The sequence below is a fragment of the Immundisolibacter cernigliae genome (genome assembly GCF_001697225.1).
Lineage (GTDB): Bacteria > Pseudomonadota > Gammaproteobacteria > Immundisolibacterales > Immundisolibacteraceae > Immundisolibacter > Immundisolibacter cernigliae.
The window spans coordinates 1,058,682-1,080,824 of record NZ_CP014671.1 but is presented as its reverse complement, the minus strand read 5'-3'; the positions used below and the strand labels follow the sequence as shown (position 1 = coordinate 1,080,824).

General features: G+C 68.3%; 22 protein-coding genes. 8 read left to right on the top strand and 14 right to left on the bottom strand.

Annotated features, from left to right (window positions below):
• Positions 1–15 precede the first annotated feature (15 nt).
• The 8 genes from PG2T_RS05085 to PG2T_RS05050 are packed head-to-tail and all read right to left on the bottom strand — an operon-like array spanning position 16 to position 7,387.
• Positions 16–753 carry a 3-ketoacyl-ACP reductase FabG2 gene (locus PG2T_RS05085; RefSeq protein ID WP_068803168.1) on the bottom strand — a complete coding sequence of 246 codons (738 nt, stop codon included), beginning with the start codon at positions 751–753 and terminating at the stop codon, positions 16–18.
• Complete coding sequence (locus PG2T_RS16235) at positions 750–1,337, bottom strand: DUF3261 domain-containing protein (protein WP_068803166.1); 588 nt, start codon at positions 1,335–1,337, stop codon at positions 750–752. The genes PG2T_RS05085 and PG2T_RS16235 overlap by 4 nt, the downstream gene beginning before the upstream one ends.
• The gene (locus PG2T_RS16005) at positions 1,334–3,685 is read right to left on the bottom strand and encodes an MMPL family transporter (protein WP_068803165.1); all 2,352 of its coding nucleotides are present in this window, start codon (positions 3,683–3,685) and stop codon (positions 1,334–1,336) included. The genes PG2T_RS16235 and PG2T_RS16005 overlap by 4 nt, the downstream gene beginning before the upstream one ends.
• Positions 3,675–4,322, bottom strand: a complete 648-nt coding sequence (locus PG2T_RS05070) for an outer membrane lipoprotein carrier protein LolA (protein WP_068803163.1) — start codon at positions 4,320–4,322, stop codon at positions 3,675–3,677. The genes PG2T_RS16005 and PG2T_RS05070 overlap by 11 nt, the downstream gene beginning before the upstream one ends.
• On the bottom strand, positions 4,319–4,741 hold the full coding sequence (locus PG2T_RS05065) for an acyl-CoA thioesterase (RefSeq protein WP_068807764.1): 423 nt from the start codon (positions 4,739–4,741) through the stop codon (positions 4,319–4,321). Before PG2T_RS05065 ends, PG2T_RS05070 begins: the two co-directional genes overlap by 4 nt.
• Complete coding sequence (locus PG2T_RS05060) at positions 4,738–5,517, bottom strand: glycosyltransferase family 2 protein (RefSeq protein WP_068803161.1); 780 nt, start codon at positions 5,515–5,517, stop codon at positions 4,738–4,740. The genes PG2T_RS05065 and PG2T_RS05060 overlap by 4 nt, the downstream gene beginning before the upstream one ends.
• Positions 5,517–6,371: a lysophospholipid acyltransferase family protein gene (locus tag PG2T_RS05055; protein ID WP_068803160.1), complete on the bottom strand. Its 855-nt coding sequence runs from the start codon at positions 6,369–6,371 to the stop codon at positions 5,517–5,519. The genes PG2T_RS05060 and PG2T_RS05055 overlap by 1 nt, the downstream gene beginning before the upstream one ends.
• Entirely contained in the window at positions 6,368–7,387 is a 1,020-nt protein-coding gene (locus tag PG2T_RS05050; protein WP_068803158.1) for a chorismate transformation FkbO/Hyg5 family protein, read from the bottom strand. The genes PG2T_RS05055 and PG2T_RS05050 overlap by 4 nt, the downstream gene beginning before the upstream one ends.
• 314 nt (positions 7,388–7,701) lie before the next feature.
• Here PG2T_RS05050 and PG2T_RS05045 point away from each other — a divergent pair, with 314 nt between their 5' ends.
• The 8 genes from PG2T_RS05045 (at position 7,702) to PG2T_RS05010 (ending at position 13,651) form a co-directional block, all read left to right on the top strand.
• Positions 7,702–7,980 carry a phosphopantetheine-binding protein gene (locus tag PG2T_RS05045; protein WP_068803156.1) on the top strand — a complete coding sequence of 93 codons (279 nt, stop codon included), beginning with the start codon at positions 7,702–7,704 and terminating at the stop codon, positions 7,978–7,980.
• Positions 7,980–8,573 (top strand): COG4648 family protein, encoded by a 594-nt coding sequence (locus PG2T_RS16410; protein WP_068803153.1) that lies wholly within the window; start codon positions 7,980–7,982, stop codon positions 8,571–8,573. Before PG2T_RS05045 ends, PG2T_RS16410 begins: the two co-directional genes overlap by 1 nt.
• A 161-nt stretch (positions 8,574–8,734) precedes the next feature.
• Complete coding sequence (locus PG2T_RS16405) at positions 8,735–9,994, top strand: AMP-binding protein (RefSeq protein WP_202816432.1); 1,260 nt, start codon at positions 8,735–8,737, stop codon at positions 9,992–9,994.
• 7 nt (positions 9,995–10,001) lie between these two features.
• Positions 10,002–10,325, top strand: coding sequence for an ApeI family dehydratase (locus PG2T_RS05030; protein ID WP_068803151.1), 324 nt, complete (start codon positions 10,002–10,004; stop codon positions 10,323–10,325).
• Between the two features lie 9 nt (positions 10,326–10,334).
• The gene (locus PG2T_RS05025; RefSeq protein WP_068803149.1) at positions 10,335–11,252 is read left to right on the top strand and encodes an LpxL/LpxP family acyltransferase; all 918 of its coding nucleotides are present in this window, start codon (positions 10,335–10,337) and stop codon (positions 11,250–11,252) included.
• A complete protein-coding gene (locus PG2T_RS05020; RefSeq protein ID WP_068803147.1) occupies positions 11,233–12,414 on the top strand; it encodes a beta-ketoacyl-[acyl-carrier-protein] synthase family protein in 1,182 nt (393 codons plus the stop codon). The genes PG2T_RS05025 and PG2T_RS05020 overlap by 20 nt, the downstream gene beginning before the upstream one ends.
• Positions 12,411–13,205 (top strand): beta-ketoacyl synthase chain length factor, encoded by a 795-nt coding sequence (locus PG2T_RS05015; protein WP_068803146.1) that lies wholly within the window; start codon positions 12,411–12,413, stop codon positions 13,203–13,205. The genes PG2T_RS05020 and PG2T_RS05015 overlap by 4 nt, the downstream gene beginning before the upstream one ends.
• Positions 13,202–13,651: a hotdog family protein gene (locus PG2T_RS05010; RefSeq protein WP_202816431.1), complete on the top strand. Its 450-nt coding sequence runs from the start codon at positions 13,202–13,204 to the stop codon at positions 13,649–13,651. The genes PG2T_RS05015 and PG2T_RS05010 overlap by 4 nt, the downstream gene beginning before the upstream one ends.
• Before the next feature lie 17 nt (positions 13,652–13,668).
• On the opposite strand, the gene PG2T_RS05005 is transcribed toward PG2T_RS05010, so the two are convergent.
• From PG2T_RS05005 to PG2T_RS04980, 6 genes are all read right to left on the bottom strand, one after another.
• On the bottom strand, positions 13,669–14,511 hold the full coding sequence (locus tag PG2T_RS05005) for a response regulator (RefSeq protein ID WP_068803143.1): 843 nt from the start codon (positions 14,509–14,511) through the stop codon (positions 13,669–13,671).
• A 2-nt stretch (positions 14,512–14,513) separates the two neighbouring features.
• The gene (locus PG2T_RS05000) at positions 14,514–16,217 is read right to left on the bottom strand and encodes a hybrid sensor histidine kinase/response regulator (protein ID WP_068803141.1); all 1,704 of its coding nucleotides are present in this window, start codon (positions 16,215–16,217) and stop codon (positions 14,514–14,516) included.
• 91 nt (positions 16,218–16,308) lie between these two features.
• Positions 16,309–17,043, bottom strand: coding sequence for a Crp/Fnr family transcriptional regulator (locus PG2T_RS04995; protein WP_068803140.1), 735 nt, complete (start codon positions 17,041–17,043; stop codon positions 16,309–16,311).
• A gap of 295 nt (positions 17,044–17,338) precedes the next feature.
• Complete coding sequence (cls, locus tag PG2T_RS04990; RefSeq protein WP_236953298.1) at positions 17,339–18,862, bottom strand: cardiolipin synthase; 1,524 nt, start codon at positions 18,860–18,862, stop codon at positions 17,339–17,341.
• Entirely contained in the window at positions 18,840–20,993 is a 2,154-nt protein-coding gene (locus tag PG2T_RS04985) for a DUF6600 domain-containing protein (protein ID WP_068803138.1), read from the bottom strand. The genes cls and PG2T_RS04985 overlap by 23 nt, the downstream gene beginning before the upstream one ends.
• 210 nt (positions 20,994–21,203) lie before the next feature.
• Entirely contained in the window at positions 21,204–22,118 is a 915-nt protein-coding gene (locus PG2T_RS04980; RefSeq protein ID WP_068803136.1) for a hypothetical protein, read from the bottom strand.
• Positions 22,119–22,143 lie beyond the last annotated feature (25 nt).

Genomic DNA, 22,143 nt, shown 5'->3' with positions numbered 1-22,143 from the left:
ATCGCGCCGGCAGTCTCACGTGCTCATCCCGCCGTTGACCGAGATCACCTGGCGCGTGATGTAGGCCGCGCCTTCCGACATCAGATAGCCGACCAGGCTTGCGACTTCCCCGGGCTCGCCTACGCGGCGCATCGGGATGTCCCGCAGCAGTTCATCGAGCGGCACGCCCTGGATCATGTCGGTTCCGATCAGCCCCGGTGCGACGCAGTTGACGGTGATGCCGCGGGTCGCCAGCTCCAGCGCCAGCGCCTTGCTGGCGCCGATGATGCCGCCCTTGGCCGCGCTGTAGTTGACCTGGCCTCGGTTGCCGGCAAGGCCCGCCATCGACGACAGGGTGACGATGCGCCCCGGTTTGCGGCGCCGGATCATGGGCAGCACCAGTGGCCGCAGGACGTTGTAGAAGCCGTCCAGGTTGGTGCCCAGCACGTTATCCCAGTCGTCCGCGGTCAGCGCCGGAAAGATGCCGTCGCGCCGCATGCCGGCGTTGCACACCACGCCATAGGGTGCGCCGTGGGCGGCCACATCCGCCTCCAGCGCCGCGGCGGCGGCGGCGCGATCCGCGATGTCGAAATGCACGATGCGGGTCGGCACGCCGTGCGCCTGTGCCTGCTCGGCCGTCTGCTGCAGGTCCGGCGACGGGCTGCGGCCGTGCAGCACCAGACCGAAGCCGTCGCCAGCCAGACGCAGGGCTATGGCGCGCCCGATGCCGCGGCTGGCGCCGGTGATCAGAATCCACTGCCGCGCGGTCCTCATTGCACCGGCCTCGATTCGACGGACAGCGTGTAGCCGGTTTCGAAATTGCTCAGCCACAACTGGCCCTGCCAGGGGTCCGCGCCCGCGTAGTGGACTTCCGCCACCAGCCGGCCGTCACGGCGCAGGCGGCGGGTGGCCGGGGCCGGCTCGCTGACCTGCCAGGCACTGCCCGCCAGCGCCAGCTGCAGCGCGCTCAGTGGCCACAGCGCCAGTTGCAGGTCCGCCAGCACGCGACCGGGGTCCAGCTGCTGCGGCGCCTGTGGGCCGAGCCGGGTTTCCAGCGCGCGGCCATCATGGTGCAGGCTGAACCAGCGCTGGCCGAGTGCATCCAGGCCGACCACGGTGAACGCGTCCGGGCGGGCGTCGACCACGCACTGGAAGACCAGGTCGTGCTCGCCAAATGCGGCGTGCACCAGTTGCCGGGCAGTGTGGGCCGCGTCCAGCGTGGCTGGGTTCAGCACCGGGAATGCACTGGTCACCGTGCGCGGTGGCGAGACAGCACAGCCGGTCAGTGCCAGCGTCAGGGCCAGCGCGGACAGACGGAGCGCTCCCGCCTGGCGTGCAGCAGACTCGAAGGAATTCACGAAGCCTCCGTGTGGATCGTCCCAGCCGGCGGGCGCTGCAGCAGCAGTGCCAGCAGATAGGTGAAACCGACGCCGATCAGCAGTGTCAGTCCGATGGCGCGAATGAACGGCGTGGCGCTGAAGGCCAGCAGGCCATAGGACAGCGCCGCCCCCACCGTCGACAGCGTAATGGCCAGCACCGTGGCGGCGCGCGAGGCCGCGCCTTCGCGCAGGAATACCGCGTAGTCCACGCCCAGACCCAGTACCAGGAACAGGCCCAGCACGTGGAACAGGTTGAGTGCGCCGCAGGCGCCCAGCACGCCGGCAGTGAGCAGCGCGGCGCCCAGCGGCGCAGTCAATAGCCGGGCGGCGTCCGTGATGCCGTAGCGCAGTGCCATCGCGCCACCGATCAGAACATACGCGGCCGCCAGCAGCAGCAGCGCCAGTCGCCGGTAGTGGCCGAGCAGTTCGGACACCGCTGCCACCCGATCCACGAACTGCACGCCCGGCAACCGGGCGGGTAGTGCCCGCAGGGCGGCGAAGTCGCGGATACCGCTCAGGCTCACGATCGAGGCATGGCCGTGTGCGTCAGCGCCAAGCCAAAGATCGCGATAGGGCATGGACACGGCATCGGCGAGCCACTGTTCCACACCCAGCGGTGGCGGGGCGTTCGCGAACTCGGCCAGGCGCTGCGCCGCCAGCGCTGGCGGAAAGCCCAGCTCATCCATCAGCTGCGGGCCGATGCCGCCGGGGCGGTAGACCTGCGCTGCCAGCAGCGCATGGTTTTCCTGTTGTCGCTGCACCGACGGCAGGCCGCGGCTGACTGCGCGGTAGCTGCCGAGGGCGCCGTCTGCGATTGCGGCATCGAGGGCCTCGCGCAGGCGCTCCTCGGCCTGCAGCACCGCTTCCGGAGACGGCCCCTGCACCAGGAAGAACTGACTGTCCGGAACACTCTGCAGCAACTCGCGCACGCGACTGTCCGCTGCGTGCAGCGGCGCCGGCACGGCATGCAGCAGCCGTACGTCGTCGGCAAAGTCGACGCGCGCGGCGGCCAGCAGCGCGAGCGCCGCGAGTGCCCATGCCGCGCGCCGTGTCTGCCGTCCACCGAGGCGGCCCAGGTGCCGATCGAGGCTGACTGCCCAGCGCAGCGGTGCCGGCTGACCGCGCCGCGCCGGCGGCGCCAGCACCGGGTACCAGCACAGCACGCCGATGCAGGCCACGACCAGTCCGGCGGCGGAGAACACGGCCATTTGCCTCAGCCCCGGCAGTGGCGTCAGGCCCAGGCTGAGGTAACCCAGCACGGCGCAGCCCATGCCCATGACGATGCTGGGGCCGACATGACGCAGCGCCTGGCGCGGCGTCCAGCCGGCCGGGTTGCGGAACTGGTCGGCCAGGAAGTGCGTGGAATAATCCGCCGCCACGCCGATCAGACCGGCGCCGAATATCAGCGCGATCAGCGTCACGCGGCCGAATACCAGCTGGCACAGGGTCAGGGCGGCCAGCGCGCCGCTGCCCAGCACGACGACGTTCAGCAGCAGCGGGCGCAGCGAACGGAAGGTCAGCAGGATCATCAGCGCCACGCCGAGCAGCGACAGCGTGCCGACCAGGTTGATCTCGGCCCGCGCGCGCGTTGCCGCCTGCGTCGCGTGCAGGATGACGCCGGACGAGAGCACCTGCGCGCCCGCGCCGCGCGCCCGTGCCACCGCGACATCGATCGCCGGCATGATCCGGGTCTGGGTTTCCACCGAAAACGGGTCGCCGCCGATTTCGGCCCCGACCAGCACGTAACTGACGCCGGCCTGGGTGAGCATCAGCATGCCGTGGTCCGGGCGCACGGCGCCCAGTCCCGCCACCTGTTGCGACAGGAAATCCCCGAGCAGGTTGAAGGGGTCCTGCGCCACCGGCAGTGCCCGCGGCATCACGCCCGGTCCATACAGTCCGGCGAGTGTTTGCGCGTGCAGGCGCCGGGCGCCGCCAGCCTGGCCCAGCAGCCGGCGCTGCGCGTCCGACAGCAGGCCGAAGCGATGCTCGCGGTACAGCGCCAGATCCGCCATCCCGGCATCGGCTTCCAGGCTCACGGCCGTGAACACGTGCGCATCGCGCAAGCGATCGCCCAGCTGCCGGGCCGCCTCACGCGCGCGCTGCGGATCGGCGTCGCCAACCAGGAACAGCAATTTTCGGCCGAGCGCGTCGGAGTGGCGTTGCTGCGCGGCCGCGGTCTGATCGGTGGCGCCCGGCAGCAGGGCCATGATGTCGGTGTCGATGCGCAGCACCGGGGCCACGCGCAGCGCATAGAACAGGACCAGCGCCGCCACGGCCGCGGTCCACAGCCAGAAGCGCAGGTAAATCCCGCCGGGCTCAGGGCTCAAAGCGTTGGCGCTCGGCGGGTGTGAGGCTGGACCGGGGCTGCGCTGTCGCATCCAGGTCGATCTCGGTACGGTCGCCCGCGGCCTCGTACAGGCGCACCTGTTCCACGCGCGCGCCACCGCTGATGGTGGCTTGATGGAACCAGGCGGCGAGGCTCGCATCGCGCGGTCGCAGGCCCAGCTGCCAGCGCCCGCCGGAGTCGGTCATGAACAGGTCGAAGCTGCGCGCCAGGGTATCGATGTCGAGCGTGAACAGGGCGAAAAAGACGCTGGCGACGAGCTCGGACCCTGGTTGGTGAAGGCTTGTGCGGCCCTGCGTCGATGGGCCGGCGTCCAGCTGCACCAGACCGCCGTGCGTCAACGTCACCGCGGAGTCGATCGGCGTTTGAGCATGCCACCACACGCCCAGATCGCGCACCAGCAGGAACTCACCGGCAGAGCTCAGCGGCTGGGGAATCTCGCTCAGATACTTGCGCTGCTCGAAGCGGCCACGCAGCACCTGAATCTGGCCCAGATCGGGCATGGCGGCCCGCAGGACGGCCTGCGCCCGGGCCGGCGTTTGCGGGTGGTCGAACAGGTCGTCGGCCAGCCCCGGCATGGCAAACAGCATGGCGATCAGCCAGCGCAATGCATGCTTCATGTCGCCAGTCCGAGTTTTTCGAGCAGCACCGTGGGCGAGGGCAGGCACATCTGGCGTGTTTCCAGATCCACCGCAACCTGCACCGTCTCGCCCTGGGTCAGGCGCTCGCCGGTGGCGGCGTCGCTGATCCGGTAGCGGATGCGCAGCCGGAATTGCCATTCCACCAGGGTGGCACTGACGTTCAGGCATTGCGCAAACAGGGCCGGCCGGATGTAGCGCACGCGCAGGTCGATGACCGGCCAGCTGTAGCCGGACGCTGCCATTTGCGGGTAGTTGTAATCGAAGCTCTCCAGCAGCGCGCAGCGGGCGAGCTCGAAGTACTTGGCGTAGTGGCCATGCCAGACGATGCCGGCCGGGTCCAGGTCATGGAACGGCACCTGCACCTGTACCTGCGCGCTGCGTGTCGGTGGCGCACTCATGCGCTGCGCCGCCACAGCAGCCGCGGCAGGCGCAGGCACATGCCGACCAGCAGCCGCAGGTGCATCCAGGCCAGGCGCAGGTTCTCGCGCACCATGTGGAAGTGCGACACGCCGTCGGCGGGGTAGGTCACGCGCGTGGGCACGCTTTGCACCGGCACGCCGCGCCAGAACATGCGCACCATGATTTCGGTGTCGAACTCCATGCGCCGCCCGACGTGGCCCTGGTCCCACACCGCCAGCGCGGTGTCCACCGGGTAGACCCGAAAGCCGCACATCGAGTCGCGAATCTGCAGCGACAGCGTCTGCACCCAGACCAGAACATGCGTCAGGTAGCGGCCATACAGCCGCGCCCTGGGCACCGACTCGTCATAAACCGGGATGCCGGTGACCAGCGCCTGTGGCTGCGCGCGGGACACCGACAGCAGGCGCGGCAGGTCGCTGGCGTCGTGCTGGCCGTCGGCGTCGATCTGCACGGCGTGGGTAAAGCCGGCGGCGTGAGCCTCCCTGAGGCCGGTCATCACCGCTTCCCCCTTGCCACGGTTTCGCGCATGGCTGCTCAGGCGAACCCAATGCGCCTCGCGGGTGGCGATCTGGTGCAGCACTTCGCGGCTGGGCTCGCCGCTGCCGTCATCGACGATCCAGCAGTTCAGGCCAAAGGGCTTGAGCCGCTCGACGGTGCCGGCAATCGCGCCTTCGTGACGGTAAAAGGGGATGACGATGCAGGGTCGGTAAGGCGCCGGGCCGCGGTCCTGCGCGGAATGCTCGCCCTCGACCACTAGGCTGCCGCCGAATCCACGGGTGTCGATGCCTTGTCAGAGGCCGGGGTGGCCGCGGCCGCGACGGGGGAGTGCGCGGGCAAGCCTAAACGGGCACTGAAATACGCCGCCAGATGGGCCGTCACGCGGCGCGCGGCACGCGACTTTGGCTCGCCCGGCAGCACCAGATCCGCCAGCCGGATCGGCTCGCCCACGCTTATCCGCCAGTGCGGCCGGCGCGCCGGCACCCGGTACCACACGTCGGACTTGGTCAGGGCACTGGGATGGCACACGATCGTGACTGGCAGCAGGTCGCAGCCGGCGGCGAGCGCGATGTGGGCCGGCCCCCGTTTCATGTTCAGCGGCTGGCCCGGCACGCTGCGCGTGCCCTCCGGGAATACCAGCAGCGAGTCGCCACCGCGCAGCGCCGCCAGGCAGTTCTCGATCAGGTGTTCGGGCGTGCTGTTGGGGATGTAGCCGGCCCAGCGGATCGGCGCACCCAGGAACGGATTGCGCTGCAGGGATTCCTTGACGATGCAGCCGACCTGCGGCATCTGGGCGCCGATGAACAGCACGTCGATCAGGCTCGGGTGATTGGCCACCACCAGCTGGCCAGGTGCCGCCAGCCGCTCGACGCCGTGCACTTCGAAGCTGAGCATGCCCAGCCGGCGCGCCATGCCCAGGATGAAGCGGTAGAACACATGCGTGCAATGGCGCACGCGCCGACGGGTAGTGGCTTGGTCCGGCGAGCTCAGGCGCAGCAGCGGGAACCACACCACGCTCACCACGACACAGGCCACACCGAAGGTGGCAAAACACAGGCCGGTGCTCGCGACCCGCGAGGCGTAATCCAGCCTCTGGCGCCAGCCACTCATGCGGCTGCCTGCGCCGATGCGCTGTGCGCGGTGGCAGTGAACAGCCCCTCGATCTCCAGCAGCAGGTCGCGGCGGCAGATATCGCCAGCCAGGCACAGCAGCGGTACCTGGTCGCCGAACAGGCGGCGCACGCGCGGCAGCAGCTCGGGATGATCATGGCCGGGGCGAACGTAAATCTTGAGCCCGGCAGCGCGGAATGGCCCGGCCGCCGGCTCGAGCGCGCCGGCCTGCCCGAGCAGGGCTTCAAGGTTGTGGTGCGTCTCGTCCAGCTGCGCCAGCAGATCGCCGGGGTGCAGCGTCCGGTGGCCGACCACGCTGGCGGTGCCCGACACGAACAGATGACGGGCATCGGTCCACTGCTTCAGGCAGGCGCGCGAGAAGCTGGGGCTCTTGGGGCCGTACGTGGGCGGGTAGCGAAAGGCGCTCACCTGGCGCGGGTTCTCGACCTGCGCGCCCGGGTCGCGCGCGGCCAGGAAGTACACCGTCATGCCGCCCTCCTGGGTGCCGATGGCGGTGGCAGCCGGCAGCCGGGATTCAAAGCCCGGCTTCAGGGCGAGGGCATTGTGGCGCCCCTGGCTGAACTGGCGATAGCGCTCGGCATCGCCTTCGCCGTGGTTGATGTGGCCCAGGAAATTCCACATCCGCAGCCAGTACGGATAACCCAGCTGCCGCAACAGCAGGTCGATGCGCAGGTAGGCGCGCGTGGTGGCGCGAACCAGGTCGACCAGTTCGGGCTCGTCCAGGCGTACATGGCCGAACAGCACCTCGCCATTGTGGGCGTAACCCAGGCCATCGGCCCAGCCGTGCTCGACCGACCGGCGACTGCGCCAGACCTCGGCCACCGGCGCGCCGCCCATCTGCGGGAGCGCCACGTTGATCTGGCGGGGATCCTGTGTCGCGGTCAGGTCGGTGCCGTAATGGATCCGCGCCAGTACGTCGTGATCGAGCGTCCCGGGCGAGTCCGGCTCGTGAGACAGCCAATAGGAGCAGCCGTCGACGTATGAATTAATTGACATCCTTTGACTCGGTGATCGCCACCGATACCTGGGGCTATTGCCAGTAGATCAGGGGGGTTCTTCCCATGGAAGAATGTAGGCATTGCGGGCGGCGGGGTCTGTCCGCTACCACACACAAAACTTGCGATCCTGTCAGCCCTGCCGCCGCCGGGCCGCGGGCCGACGCACCGTCCCCCGCATACGCATTGACGGACCGGCAAATGCCGGCAACAGGCAGCGCATGTGCGGTGCGCAACGTACGTGGCGCTGCCGAACCGGATTATAGTTCAACCACTATGTCAGCCATTGAACCAGCCACTGAAGGGGAATCAGGCATGTCCCCACTGTCCGATGCAGAGCGCGAGATGGCGCAATTTCTGGTCACCGTGCTCAACCTGGAAAGCGTGGCGCCGGATGACATCCCACCCGAGGCGCCGCTGTTCAGCCATGAGGCCGCCGGCCTGGGTCTGGATTCGATCGATGCCCTGGAGATCGCTCTGGGCGTGCAGCAGAAATACGGCGTCGAGCTGCGGGCCGACGACGAGAACAACAAGCAGATCTTCGGCTCGCTGCGGGCGCTGAGCGCCTACGTGCAAAGCCGCCGCCCTGCCTGATGCCGGTTCTGCTGCTCGCCTACCCGGTGCTGGTGCACCTGGCCGTGCTGTGGGGCGCGCCGCGCCTTGAATGGCTGGCGCTGGTAGTGATGTGCGCCATCCCGTTGTATCAGGGCCTGCGAGCGCTGCGGCCCGGCCACTGGCTGAGCCTGCTGGCCCTGGCCGGGTTGCTGCACGTACTGACGCGCATGGGCGGCGGCATGTACGCCCTGTTCGTGCCGCCGGTGGTCACGCCGGCCGCCGTGCTGGCGGTGTTTGCCGGCTCGCTGCGCGCCGGTCAGGTACCGGTGGCGACGCGCCTGGCGCAGCTGAGCCGCGACACGCTGGAGCCGGAAGTGCTGGTCTACACGCGGCGCGTCACGGCGCTGTGGGCGCTGATCCTGGCGGGCATCGCGGTCGGCAACGCGGCCCTGGCCCTGTTCGCGCCGCTGCCGGTGTGGTCGCTGTTCAGCAACTTCGTGAATTACCTGCTGGTCGGCCTGGTGTTCGTGCTGGAGTACCTGTATCGGCGGCTGCGCTTCCCGGCCCATGTTCACGGCGGATTTCTGGCCCACCTTCGCCTGGTCGCGCGCACCGACTACAAGGCCGTCTGACATGGTCTCGCACCCGTTCAGGCATTACGCCCACGGTCCCGGGGCGCCGCGCGCGCAAGCCCTGCGCGTATGTGGAGGGAAGTATTAGCGCCGTCGCGCGGCTGCCGCTCATCGATCTCAATCACCCGCCGGGTCCGGTGGCGTGGCGCGGTTCGGGTGGCGTGAGCCGGCGGCGATTCCTGAGCGACGTGCTCGCCCTGGCGAGCCGACTTCCGGATGCGACGCACGCGCTCAACCTGTGCGAGGACCGCTACCGCTTCATGACCGCCTTCGCCGCGGTGTGCCTGCGCGGCCAGACCAATCTGCTGCCGCCCAGCCATGCGCCCGGTGTCATGGCGCAAATCGTCGGTGCGTATCCCGGTTGCTACGGGCTGGCCGACACGGTACCGCCCGACCTGCCGCTGACATGGATCGGGGTGAGCGACGAAACGGGCGCCGATACCGCGCCGCACGCGGTTCCGACGCTGCTCCAGGACCACATCGCCGCGCTGGTTTTCACCTCCGGCAGCACCGGCACGCCGCAGGTGCATGCCAAGACCTGGGGCACGCTGGCGCGCACGGCGCAGCTGATCGCGCAGCGCTTCCTGGGAGAGGGGGTTGCCGCAGCCAACATCGTGGCCACTGTGCCACCGCAGCACATGTACGGCCTCGAAACCACGGTGATGATGGCCTTGGCCAGTGGCTGCGCCGTGCACGCCGGGCGCACCTTCTTTCCGGCCGAGTTGCGCGACGCCCTGGCGCAGGTGCCGGCACCGCGGGTGCTGGTCACGACGCCCGTTCACCTGCGCGCGTTCCTCGCCGCCGGTGGGCCGTTCCCGGCGTTGCAGCTGATCGTGTCGGCCACCGCCCCCCTTGCAGCGGAGCTGGCGGCGGCTGCGGAAGCCGCGCTCGGGGCGCCGGTCCACGAAATCTATGGGTGTACCGAGGCCGGCAGCATGGCCACGCGCCATACCGTCGCCACGCCGGTCTGGCAGTTGTTCCCCGGCATGCACCTGAGCCGGCACGACGGCACGGACCTCGTGCACGGCGAGCATCTGCCGGCGCCGGTAACGCTGCCGGATCGGGTGGACGACCTGGGGGATGGCCGGTTCCATTTGCGCGGACGCAGTACCGACCTGCTCAAGGTGGCCGGCAAGCGTGCGTCCCTGAGCGAGCTGACGGCGCATCTGCTGCGGATTCCGGGCGTCGTCGATGCCGTGGTGTTCGTGCCCGAAGCAGCGCGGGGCGGCGAGGCGCGGCCGGCGGCGCTGGTGGTGGCGCCGGATCTGGGTGAGGCGCACATCCTGGCGGCGCTCGGGACGATGGTCGATCCGGTGTTCCTGCCGCGGCCGCTGGTCCGCGTGGCGCGCCTGCCGCGCAACACGGTCGGCAAGCTGCCGCAGGCGGCGCTGCAGGCCGAGCTGGAGCGGGGCCGTGCCTGAGCGGGGCATGCCGGCGACACATTCACCGCCCCGCGCCCGGCACTGCGCCGGCGCGCAGGTGCCTGCCGGACATCCGTGCCTGGCCGGTCACTTTCCGGGCAACCCGGTGGTGCCGGCCGTGGTGCTGCTGGAGCGGGTGCTGGACGCCCTGCACGCCTGGCGCGGGCCGCAGTGGCGGCTGCATCGAATAGTGGCGGCGAAGTTCGTGTCGGCATTGCGGCCGGACGAGCGTTTCGACATCGAGCTGACCATGGACGGCACGCGCCTTGATTTTCGCTGCCAGAGCGACGGCCGCCTGTTGGCCCACGGCAGCTGGGAAGTGGCGCAGTAGGTGCCCAGCATGCCGGTTCACGAGGTCTGGGAGGCACAACGCGAGCGCAGCACGCCGCGCACGCTGCGGCTGGTGATCTGGCTGGCGCTGCATCTGGGCCGCAGGTTCACCCGCCTGCTGCTGTACCCGATCGTGGCCTATTTCCTGCTGACCGGCGGCGAGCCGGCGCGCGCCTCGCGCAACTTCCTGCGCCAGGCGCTGGGCCGCGAGCCGACGTGGATCGACCGCGCCCGTCACTGGTACACCTTTGCCGCCGTGGTGCTGGACCGGGTATTCCTGCTCGGTGACCGCACGCACTACTTCGCGGTGCAGGTAGAACACGAAGACCTGATCCTCGAAGCCGCGCGGCAGGGGCGCGGCGCCGTGCTGCTGGTGTCGCATTTCGGCAGCTTCGAGGTGATGCGGGCGATCAGTCAGCGTGAGCCGGATCTGCGACTGCGCATCGTCATGGATCGCGCGCACGGGGCCATGCTCACGCAGCTTCTGGAAGCGCTCAACCCGACTCTGGCCGCCGGCGTGATCGATGCCTCGCAGCGCGGCCCGCAACTGGCGCTGGTGCTCAAGGACGCGCTCGATCAGGGCCACGTGCTGGGCATGATGGGCGATCGCGCCTACGCCAATGAGCGCACGGTGCCGGTGCGTTTCATGAACCGCACCGCGCAACTGCCGGAAAACCCCTGGATCCTGGCCAGCGTGCTGCAGGTGCCGGTGTTCCTAGCCTTTGGAATCTACGACGGTGGCAACCGCTACCGCATCCGCTTCGAGCGGCTGGCCGAGCGCGTGGTGCTGCCGCGCGCCACGCGCGCCGCGGCCGTGCAGGGCTACGCCCAAGCCTATGCCGAGTGGCTCGAAACCCAGGTGCGGGCGGCGCCGTACAACTGGTTCAACTTCTTCGACTTCTGGACCGATGAAACCGCTGCGGATTAGCGACTACACCGCCACCTCGGCGCTGGGCGCGGGCAAGGCGGCGCATCTGGCGGCGTTGCGGGCACAGCGCAGCGGCCTGCGCCAGGCGCCGTTTGAAACCTGCGAGTTGGCGACCTGGACCGGGTACGTCGAAGGTCTGGACACGCCGCTGAGCGGCGAACTGGCCGGCTGGGACTGCCGCAACAACCGCCTGGCCGAGCTGGGCCTGTGTCAGGACGGGTTCCTGGAGTCGGTCGAGCGGCTGCGCCAGCGCCACGGTCCACAGCGCGTGGGCGTGTTCCTGGGCACCAGCACGTCGGGCATCCAGCAGGCCGAGCTTGCCTACCGCGCCCGCGCCGCCGCAGGTGACGGTGCCCTGCCGGGCTGGTTCGACGTCGGCAGGACCCAGAACATCTTTTCCTGCGCCGATTACGTGCGCCGCCGGCTGCGTCTGGAGGGCGTCGCGCATGTGATCTCGACCGCCTGTTCGTCCAGCGCCAAGGCCTTTGCCTCGGCCTACCGGGCCATGCACAGCGGCCTGTGCGATGCGGCCGTGGTCGGCGGCGTGGACAGCCTGTGCCTGACCACGCTGTACGGCTTCAACTCCCTGCAGGTGCTGTCGACCGATGTCTGCCGGCCGGCGGATGCACAGCGCAACGGCATCTCGATCGGCGAGGCCGCCGGCTTTGCCATCGTCGAGTTCTCGGACCAGCCCGGCCCGGCGCTGCTGGGCTATGGCGAGAGCAGCGACGCCCACCACATGTCCTCGCCGCATCCCGAAGGACACGGCGCGCTGGCGGCGATGACAGCGGCCTTGCAGCGTGCGGGTCTCACGCCGCGCGACGTCGGCTACGTCAACCTGCACGGCACCGGCACGCCGGCCAACGATCTGGCCGAGGACAAGGCGGTCTGCGCCTTGCTGGGCAGCGCAACGCCGTGCAGCTCGACCAAGGGCTGGACCGGCCACACGCTGGGCGCCGCCGGAATCCTCGAAGCGGCGATCAGCCTGCTGGTGCTCGAACACGGCCTGTTGCCGCGCAGCCTGAACACCCGCCAGCGCGACCCGCAACTGGGCGCGGCGATCCTGATGGAAAACCGCGAGCAGCCGGTGGCGCAGGTCCTGTCGAACTCGTTCGGTTTTGGCGGCAGCAACTGCAGCCTGTTGTTCGGGATGCAGGCGTGAAGCCGCTGTACATCGACGCCGTCGGCTGCTGCGCGCCGGGCCTCGACGGCTGGCAGCAGGCGCAGGCGGTGCTGCGCGGCGAGCGTCCGTACCGGCGCCAGGACCTGCCGCCACATCAATCGCAACTGCTGCCCGCCAATGAGCGCCGCCGCGCGCCGCTGTCCGTGCGTCTGGCATTTCACGTGGCCGAGGATGCGCTGCGTCTGGACCCGCGCTCGCCGCAGCGCCTGGCGTCGGTATTTGCCTCGTCGGATGGTGACACGCATATCTCGCACCGCATCAGTCAGGCGCTGGCGCAGCCGCAGCGCGTGGTGTCGCCCACCGATTTTCACAACTCGGTGCACAACGCCGCCGCCGGCTACTGGAGCATCGCGACCCAGGCCAGGCTGCCGTCGGTGAGCCTGTCGGCCTGCCACGCGAGTTTCGCCGCCGGCCTGCTGGAAGCCGCCGGCCTGGCCGAGGTCGAGGACCTGGATTGCCTGCTGGTGGCGTTCGACGTGCGAGCGCCGGACCTGTTGCTGCCGCTGTGGCCGGTTACCGAATCGGCCGCCTTCGCGCTGATCCTGTCGCCGCGGCGCAGCGCCGTCTCGTTGGCCGCCTTGCGGGTCGAAGCGGTCACACCGGTGGCGGAAACCAGCATGCCGGACGCCGGCCTGGAAACGCTGCGCCTGAGCAACGCCGCCGCGCGCGCGCTGCCGCTGCTGGCATTGCTGGCGCGCCGCGAGCCGGGCACCGTGCTGCTCGATGGCGTCGGCGAACACAGCCTGCGGCTGGACCTGGAATCGCTGTGAGCGACGCCGGCTTCGACCTGATCCCAATCGGCGATCTGCGCGAGCTGATTCCCCACGCCGGACGCATGTGCCTGCTGGAGGCGGTGCTGGCCTGGGACGAGCAGACCATCCGCTGCACCACGGACAGCCATCGCGATCCACGCAATCCGCTGCGCAGTGACGAGCGGCTGTCGGCCCTGCATCTTTGCGAATACGGCGCGCAGGCGATGGCCGTGCACGGCGGCCTGCTGGCGCGACTCGAACACGGCGGCACAGCTGCGCCCGGCATGCTGGCCGCACTGCGCGAAGTGGAATTCGCCGTCGAGCGCATCGACGACATCGAGGGGCCCCTGACGGTGGTCGCGCACAAGAAGATTGTCGGCCCGACCGGCTGGCTGTACGAGTTCGAAGTCGCTGCCGGCGCCCGCTGGCTGGCCCGCGGGCGGGTGTCGGTGATCCGGCCCTGACCGGGCCGGCGCGAGGATCAGGCTACCGTTTCCATATCCTGATTCGAACCGGAGTGCATGCGCACGGTCACGTCCATGCCGATCCCGCGATAGCCGCTGTAGCGGCCCGCCGGATCGAAGATGGGCTCGCCGCTGACCTGAAAAAACTGCCGTGAGCCATCGCCGACGACGCGGCTGTAGACCAGGTCCAGGAACGGCCGTCGTTGCGCGATGTTGGCTTCCAGCGTGGCGCGTTCCGCTTCGTTCCAGTGCTCGCCCGCCGGCTGCGGCATGCCGCTGCCGCCAATGCCGAGCATCTCCAGCGCGGGCCCGGAAACCTGCGTGAAGCGCCCGTCGGCGTCCTGTTCCCAGTACCAGTCGGACGACAGCTCCGTCAGGCGGTGAAAGCGCTCTTCGCTGGCCCGCAGCTGGGCGGTCCGCTCCAGCACTGTCTGCTCCAGCAGCGCGTTGTGATTGGCGATTTCCCGGTACAGCAGGCGCACTTCCAGCAGGTTGTGGATGCGCGTCTTGACCTCGACCAGATCGAACGGCTTGCTGACGAAATCCTTGGCGCCGGCCTGCAGCGCGCGCAGCTTGTGGCCCGGCTGGGCGGTGATCACGAGCACCGGTACGTAGCCGTCCGTTTCGATGGCCTTGAGGCCCTCGAGCACTTCGAACCCGTCCATGCCGGGCATCAGCAGGTCGAGCAGGATCAGGTCGTAGCGGTTCGTGCGATGCAGCTCGCAAACGCTGCGCGGGTCCATCGTCGCAGTCAGGCAGGTATATCCGGCACCGCCGAGCATTTTCTCCAGCAGATGCACATTGGCGGCCTGATCGTCCACGATCAGGATTTTGGCCTTCAGGATGTCGGTGGCGTTCATGGTCAGTTGGCTCCTGCGGCGACGGCGATGTCGGAGGCGGCATTTTCCGGATTCAGCGCGTGTGCCAGGGCCAGGTCCAGCGCCTCCATGAATTCGTTGACCTTGATCGGTTTGGTCAGGTAACCGAAGAAGCCGGCATCCAGGCCCTTGCGAATGTCGCGCGGCATGGCGTTGGCGCTGACGGCGATCACCGGGATGTGCCGTGTGAGCGGGTCCTGGCGCAGGATGGCCAGTGCGCGTATGCCGCTGATACCGGGCAGGTTGATGTCCATCAGGATTACCTCCGGCTGGTGGGCACGCGCCAGCTCGATGCCGACCGTGGCGTCGCCGGCGCTGAGCAGGCGCGTGTGCGGGCGACGGGCGACGAGTTGCTCGATCAGCCTGAGGTTGGCCGGGTTGTCCTCGACACACAGCACGCAGCGCAGCGCCGGGTCATGTGGAATCAGCGTTGGCAGATGCGCCAACGTTTCGTCAGGGTTGGCCGCAAGTGTTGGTTCGGCCGCGCGCGACAGTTCGACCCAGAACACACTGCCCGTGCCGACCGTGCTTGCCACACCGATAGCGCCGCCCATCAGCTCGACCAGGCGTTTGGTCATCACCAGCCCGATGCCGGTACCTTCCTCGCTGCCGTTCTCCTGGCCAAGCCGGTTGAACGGTTCGAACAGGCGCGCCAGCTGGTCCGGCTCCAGGCCCTGGCCGGTGTCCTTGACGCTGATGCGCACGCGCTGGTCCGATTGCACGCTGCACTCGACCACCACCGCGCCGCCGGCATGGTTGTACTTGATGGCATTCGAGAGCAGGTTGATCAGAACCTGCTTGACGCGCGTGCGGTCGGCGTGCACGTAGCAGGGCGCGTCGAGGTGGCAAAAGCTCAAGGTGACGCGATATTTGTTGGCCAGCGGCTCGATCATCGCCTGGCAGTCGCGCAGCACCTCGTCCAGCGCCATCGGCTCCTGCGACAGCAGCAGCCGACCGGACTCGATCAGGGCCAGATCCAGAATCTCGTTGATCAGGTCCAGCAGGTACCAGCCGGCCTGCAGAATCTGGCCGGTGCTGTCTTTCTGCGCGGCAGTCTGCGGCGTGGGATCAGACTCCATCAACTGCGCGAAGCCCAGGATCGCGTTCAGCGGCGTGCGCAGCTCATGGCTCATGCTGGACAGGAAGTCGGATTTCGCCAGGTTGGCCTTTTCCGCCGCGGCCATGGCCTTTTTCAGTTCGACTTCCACCTGTTTGCGCACGGAATTGTCGGTGCCGATCAGCAGGTAGCCGATGATGTCGTTGTAGTCATCGCGCAGCGCCGTGATCGACACGATGGCCGGGAAGCGGCTGCCGTCCTTGCAGATCAAGGTCAGGTCATAGCTGTCCTCGATGCCGCGCGAGGCCTTGAAGGCCAGCGCCTCGAAGCCCGGCGTGATCGGCGTGCCCAGCTCCCGGCTCAGCGACTGGGCGCGCGCCAGGACTTCCTGCGGATCATGAATGTCGCTGGGGTTGATTTTGTTGACGACTTCGGCGGCCTGATAACCGAGCATGCGCTCGGCGCCGACATTGAACAGCTGGATGATGCCCTTCTCGTCGGTGGCGATGATCGAGAAACTGGCGCTGTTCAGGATTGCGTTTTGCAGCGCGCCGGTTTTCAGCAGCGCCTGCTGGCGCTGCAACTCGGTGGTCGCGTGCGGCACGGCCGCGGCGGGGCTGCGAACGCCCATGGGGGACTTTTTTCGGGCCATATTCCTGAACTGCTGCCGGACTTCCCGGCACCCGGGCGCGGGAAGTGAAGGGGCGACTGATTCCCGACCGCTATGTCGCCGTCGGTTGCCGGTACTTGACGCCGCTGAGCAGGCGCGCGAATTCGGTCTTTACCACCTGGTAGCACTCGCAAACCTCGCGGTTGAGCAGCGCGCGCTGCAGCACCGTGATGTGGCCGCGCCGATAACTGATGGCGCCCATGTCTTTCAGTTTGCCGGCCGCTTCGGTGACGCCTTCGCGGCGCACTCCGAGCATGCAGGAGATCAGTTCCTGGGTCATGACCAGGTCGTTGCTGGGCATCCGGTCCAGGGTCAGCAGCAACCAGCGGCACAGTTGCTGCGAGACCGAATGATGGCGATTGCACACCCCGGTCTGCGCCATCTGCGTGATCAGTGCCTGCGTGTAGCGCAGCAACAGGCCGTGCATCACCCCGGCGCGGTTGAATTCTTCGAGCAGCACCTTGGTTCGCAGCCGGTAGGCGTGCCCCGCCGTTTGCACGGTCGCCCGAATGGGCGTGGTCTGGCCGCCCATGAACAGCGAAATGCCCAGCATGCCCTCGTTGCCGACCCCGGCCACTTCGGCCGATGCGCCGTTCTCCAGGACATGGTTCAGGGACAGGATGGCAGTGGTCGGGAAATAGGCGTGGTGCAACTGGGCGCCGGATTCGCAGACCGCTTGGCCCAGTGGCAGCGCCACCCACTCCAGCGCCGGTAACAGGCGTTCCAGCTCGGCCGGCGGGAGGGCCGCGAGCAGGTGATTTTGGTCGAGACCAGGAGCGCTGAACATGCGTGGGAGCAGAGCCTGAACGGGGGGTGCCGATTGGAGCAAAGTGCTGGAAGGATTGCGCTTTCGGGAAAGGAAGACCGTGCGGTATCGCACACATAGCGCGCCGCTTCAGGGTCGGCGCGGGCGCGCTCGAAAGGCTTGCGTTGCGGCGCAACTGCGCAGGCAGGCGCTCAACTCATTGGCGCACAAAGCACCGGCCGCGATTCATCCGAACGCTGCCTGCGCCGTATTGGCGGTCGGCTCCAGCGGCAACTGTGCGACATGCACGGCGCGGTGGAACCGTCGTTCCGCTTCCTTATAACCAGTAGGCAGCCAGCCGCGCCATCTGTTCCTTGAGCCGTTGCAGCAGCGGCCGCTTTTCCCATTGTGCGAGGGTGATGGCGTCCGATTCGGCCAGGTCGGCGGCAAACATGGCTTCCATTTCTCGGGCAAAGCCGCGCCCCAGAACCACGGCATTGATTTCGTCGTTGTGCAGGAAGCTGCGCCAGTCCAGATTGGTCGAGCCGATGGTGGACCAGACGCCGTCGATGCTGGCGGTCTTCGAATGCATCACCGAACCGCGCCGCTCGTAGATGTGCACGCCCGCGCGCAGCAGCTCGGTGTAGTAGGAACGGCCCAGGTAGAAGACTGGAGCCGAATCGGCGTAGCTTGGAAGCACCAGTTTGACGTCGACACCGCGCCGCGCGGCGTCGCGCAGGGCCTTTCGCAATTGAGGGTCGGGTGCGAAATAGGCAATCGTCAGATGCACCTGCAGTTCCGCATGGGTGATTGCCGACATCAGGGTCAGATAGATCAGGCTTTTGGCGTCGTCGGGGGTGCTGCCGATGGCGCGCACGATTTCGTCGCCCTGGGCAGCAAGTTCTGGAAAGTAGTTCCTGGCCGGCAGCGGCTCGCCTTCTTGCCGCGCCCAGGTGTCCATGAACAGCCGCTGGAAATCGGCGACCACCGGCCCTGCGATCTGGATGTGAGTGTCGCGCCAGCCGGAGGTGACGTCCTGGGGCGGATCGTCCCGCGTTCGGTCACGGTGGCGTCGCGGCGCGCTGGTGTAGGTATCGCTGATGTTGATCCCGCCGACGAATGCGACACGCCCGTCGATCAACAGCAGCTTGCGATGGTCGCGGTTGTTGAGCTTCCAGGCCGTCGTGTTGCCGGCCAGGGGATTCACGGGATTGAATTCGAGCACCCGGACACCGGCTTCGCGCAGACGGTCGAAAAACGCTTTGGGCGTCGAAAGACTGCCGACACTGTCGTAGATGATGTTTACCTGGACTCCGGCGGCTTGCCGTTCCAGCAGCAGATCCGAAAACTGCTTGCCGACTTCGTCGTCAGAAAAAATATAGGTCTGGAGGTTGATGTGGTCCCTGGCGGCGCGCATGGCGGTGAACATCGCCTGGTAGGTGGCTGGCCCGTTCTGCAGCAGGCTCAGTTTGTTGCCCAGCACCAGCGGGGTGTCGGAGTTGACGGCCTGCTCGTAGGCCAGGTGTTTTTCCAGCAGGTCGGAATCGCCGCCCTTGCCCTCCAGTCGGGCAATGATCGCGTCGCTGCGTGCGGCTGAAACCGGACCCCGCGCGCCCTCGAATTCGACCTCCTGCGGGTGCGGTGCGGCCATTTCGGTTTTGGCGTTGGGCAGGCTCGCACAGCCGGCCACCGCGCACAGGCACAGCACGATGGCCGCGACGTGTCCCGACGCCGCACCCGGATGCAGCCTGGGCCTGGCTTTTACCGCGGCGTCGAGCCCATCTGCAGCCACGCTGCACCGGTCGTCACAGTCCTGAACGGCAATCACGCGATACGGCTCATTGGGCATTTGTGCCGTCATTCGGGTCTTCGCGGCGAAGTCGCTGCGCCTCTGACTCGGCCCTGCCTGGGTTGCGCCGTGTCTGCGGGTCGTCGGGACCATCGGGTGCCTGGTCGCGGTTGCGATCTTCCGCCCGGCGCCGTGGCCCGTTCGCGGATTCGGCGGCCCGGTCCAGGGGCGGTAGCGGCCGGGCTTGCGGGGCATCGGGGGCCGGCTGCGCCTCGGTGCGCGGGCGGTGGTTGTTCATCGGGGACCGCTGTTGGTCGACGGTCGGGCGCGGTGTGCCATCGACATCGGGGCCGGGCGCCGATTCCAGGACACGCGGTTCGCGCGCCCGTGCTGGGTCGCCGGGTGGCGATTGATCACGCGGGCGGGGCGGTCTGTCCTGCGGCCGAATCTCGCGTTCGGTGGGTGTTTGCGCATCGCCTTGCGGCTTGGGCGCGTTGGCTTCGGTGCGGCTTCCCGTTTCGCGCGCGGGTTGCCGCAGGGAGTCCGTGGGCCGGTCCCGGGAGGGCGGCGGGCGGATTCCCGGGGTCTGCGTAGTCGGCTCGGCGTCGCGGCGGCGGGGTCCCTGCGCCCGGGCGTCAACCGGGGTTCGCTGCTCGGGGATCACGCGCACGCCGGGCGTGGCTTGGCTGCTGGCACGCGGCGCCGGCTCTGTGGCAACGGGCTCCGGCACCCGCCCGTCACTGCGCTTGAGCTGCTCCTCACGCGCCGCGAACGGGCGCTCGCGCGGCGGCGGGGCATGGCGTGCGACCACTGGCCGGTCGACCGCTTCGCGCGGTGGACGCGACCGGGCGGCGTTGCCCGCGCCGATGACGCTTTGCGCACTTGGCGCGATCGGCGCGACGTTGGTGATCTGACCGGTGGTGGCGGCATTTCGGTCCAGACGCACGGCCGCCTTGCGGACCGAGCGCGAATTCCTGAACGCCTCGGCGGGCACTGCCGTGATGGCGCCGGCAACCTCGCGGTTGACGTGGTTCACCTGCGTGACGTTGGTGTCGCCACGCTGGTAGTTGTTGTAGACGTTGTTGATGGTGGTGTTGTTGATGACCGTGTTGTGGACATTGACGCGGGTGAAATAGTCGCGGCTGGCCCGGTAGGAGGGTACATAGACCTCGCGCGGACCCAGCGGAAACCAGCCGATCGGCGAGCCACCGCCCAGGGACAGCGACAGGCTCCAGCCACTGCCACCGACGAACGCGACCAGGGCCGGCGCGTAAACCGGGCGCGCGTGGCGCGGCCCCGGAATCCAGCCCCAGCGGCTGGAGACGAAGACCCAGCGCCCATAGTGCGACGGCGCAAAGCCCCAGGGTGCGTGATCGACCCAGGTCCACCCCCACGGTTCCTGCCACATCCAGTGACCGTCGCGGTAGGGCGCCCAGCCGTCATCGACCCGGCTGGGGAACCACACATCGCCGTAGCTGCGCACCGGGCGCCAGCTGCCGTACTCGTCCAGGTCCGCATAGCCCACCAGGTCGTCATCCACGTAACGCAGGGACGCCGAGCGGTCCAGGCGCTCATCGCGCGCGAAACAGTAACGGTCGAAGTCGTCCTCGCGCGGCAGGCCGAACAGCTTGTAATCGCGCAAATCGGCGTCGTAGAAGCGAACGGTATCGCCAGCCCGCAGCGGGAAATCGGCCCTCTGCCCGTAAGCAGTGCCGGCGCCTTCCCAGACCACGATGGTGGTGTGCTGGTCGCGCGCGTCGACGTCAATGCGGTAGCGGCCCGGGCGGTCGACGGTAAACGCCAGGGTCGGCGTGGCCACTTCGTAGACCTGCCCGGAATCCATGCGCCGCACGCGCAGGTTCAGCGTGCCTTGCGTGAGCCGGAACTGCGCGACGCTGTCGTCCAGCTCCAGGATTTCAACGCTGGTGTCCGGCCCCAGCCGCACGGCGGCGCTGCCCACCTGCATCTCGCCGCGCGCGTCGCTGTCGGTCCACAGGCGGTCGCCCGTGATCAGCGGTCGATTGCGCACCACGCTTATCCAGTCGTCCTCGCCAGCGGGCGAGTAGCTGATGTCGCCGTCCATGTCGCTGAAACGCGCAACACGCCCCGACGGATCGGCGTGCTGCGCGTTGGCGATTGGCGCCCAGTACAGGAACACCAGCAGTGCGCCGACAAGGGCGCCCGCGCGCGATGGCTTCGACATGGCGAGCTCCTCTTCAATGTATGTCGGCGCGCCCAAGCCGGTAGCCATGCCGGCAGGGTCTTGCGCGGGCAGCGGCGGGCTTCCCGAATCAGAAAGCGAAAGCGGACGCCGACATTGTCAACTCGCGGTGGTGAGGTGTTTTGTGCGTTGGCGTACGGATCGCCTGAGAGGCCACCGGCCGGCCAGCGCGGATATATAACTGAAACAACGTTACTTTGCTGTCGCGGTGGGGCCTGGCGCTTGCTGGCGCGCAATTTCCCTGCGTTTCATGTCGAGGTACTCGCCGCGTTCCATTTCGTGCAACTGAGCCGGATAACGTTCCACGCCATCGAACCAGGCATTCAGGCGCCTTTCGGCCTGCTGCGCGGCTGGTGCCGACAGGGCGCCAAGGTAGGCCTCGATCGCCAGGTAGTAACGCATCGTGTTGCGCTCGATCACGCCGCGCGTGCCGGCGATGTAAACGGGACCGCCGTCGGCAGTGTGCCCGGTGACGCTGAAACCCACCTTGTTGCGCCCGATGGTGCCCAGGTAGCCCTGCATGGCGAGGCGGGCGGTCATGCCGTAGGCGTATGCATACGACAGGTGCAGGAAGCTGCGCCGGGCATCGAGCGGCACCACTTCGAGCACGACGCGGTAGGCACTGGTACCCAGCGGGCCTTCGTCGGCACTTAAAACGACCCGCAGATAATCGGCACTCGCCGTCACTACCCGGTACAGAAACTCGAACCCGTAGGCATCGCCCAACGGTTGATCGAACTTGCGTCCGATGCTCACGCTCAGCGTGTCGCCGGCCTGCGGGGAGGAAGCGCGGCAGCCTTTCACATTCAGGTGCAGGATCAGGATGTCGCACCAGCGATCCATGCCTTGCAGGGCCGGAGCCACCTCGCCGAAAGGCTGTTCGATCTGCGTGTAGATGTCGCCCTGCAGCCGACCGGCAGTTTCGAGCGATTCGAGGTAGAGGGGGCGGTTGAACTGGTTGCTGGCCAACTGTTCGCGCAAAGCGGCGTGGCGCGTCGTCAGGGACGCCGCGTCGATCGCGTGGGCGGGTGCCATGCCGGCCAGCGCCCACAGCAGGACCACACGCTGCCATCGGCATCCGCCAGCCACGCGTGCGCCAAATTTCATGCTCCTGTCACTCCATGGCCGCGCC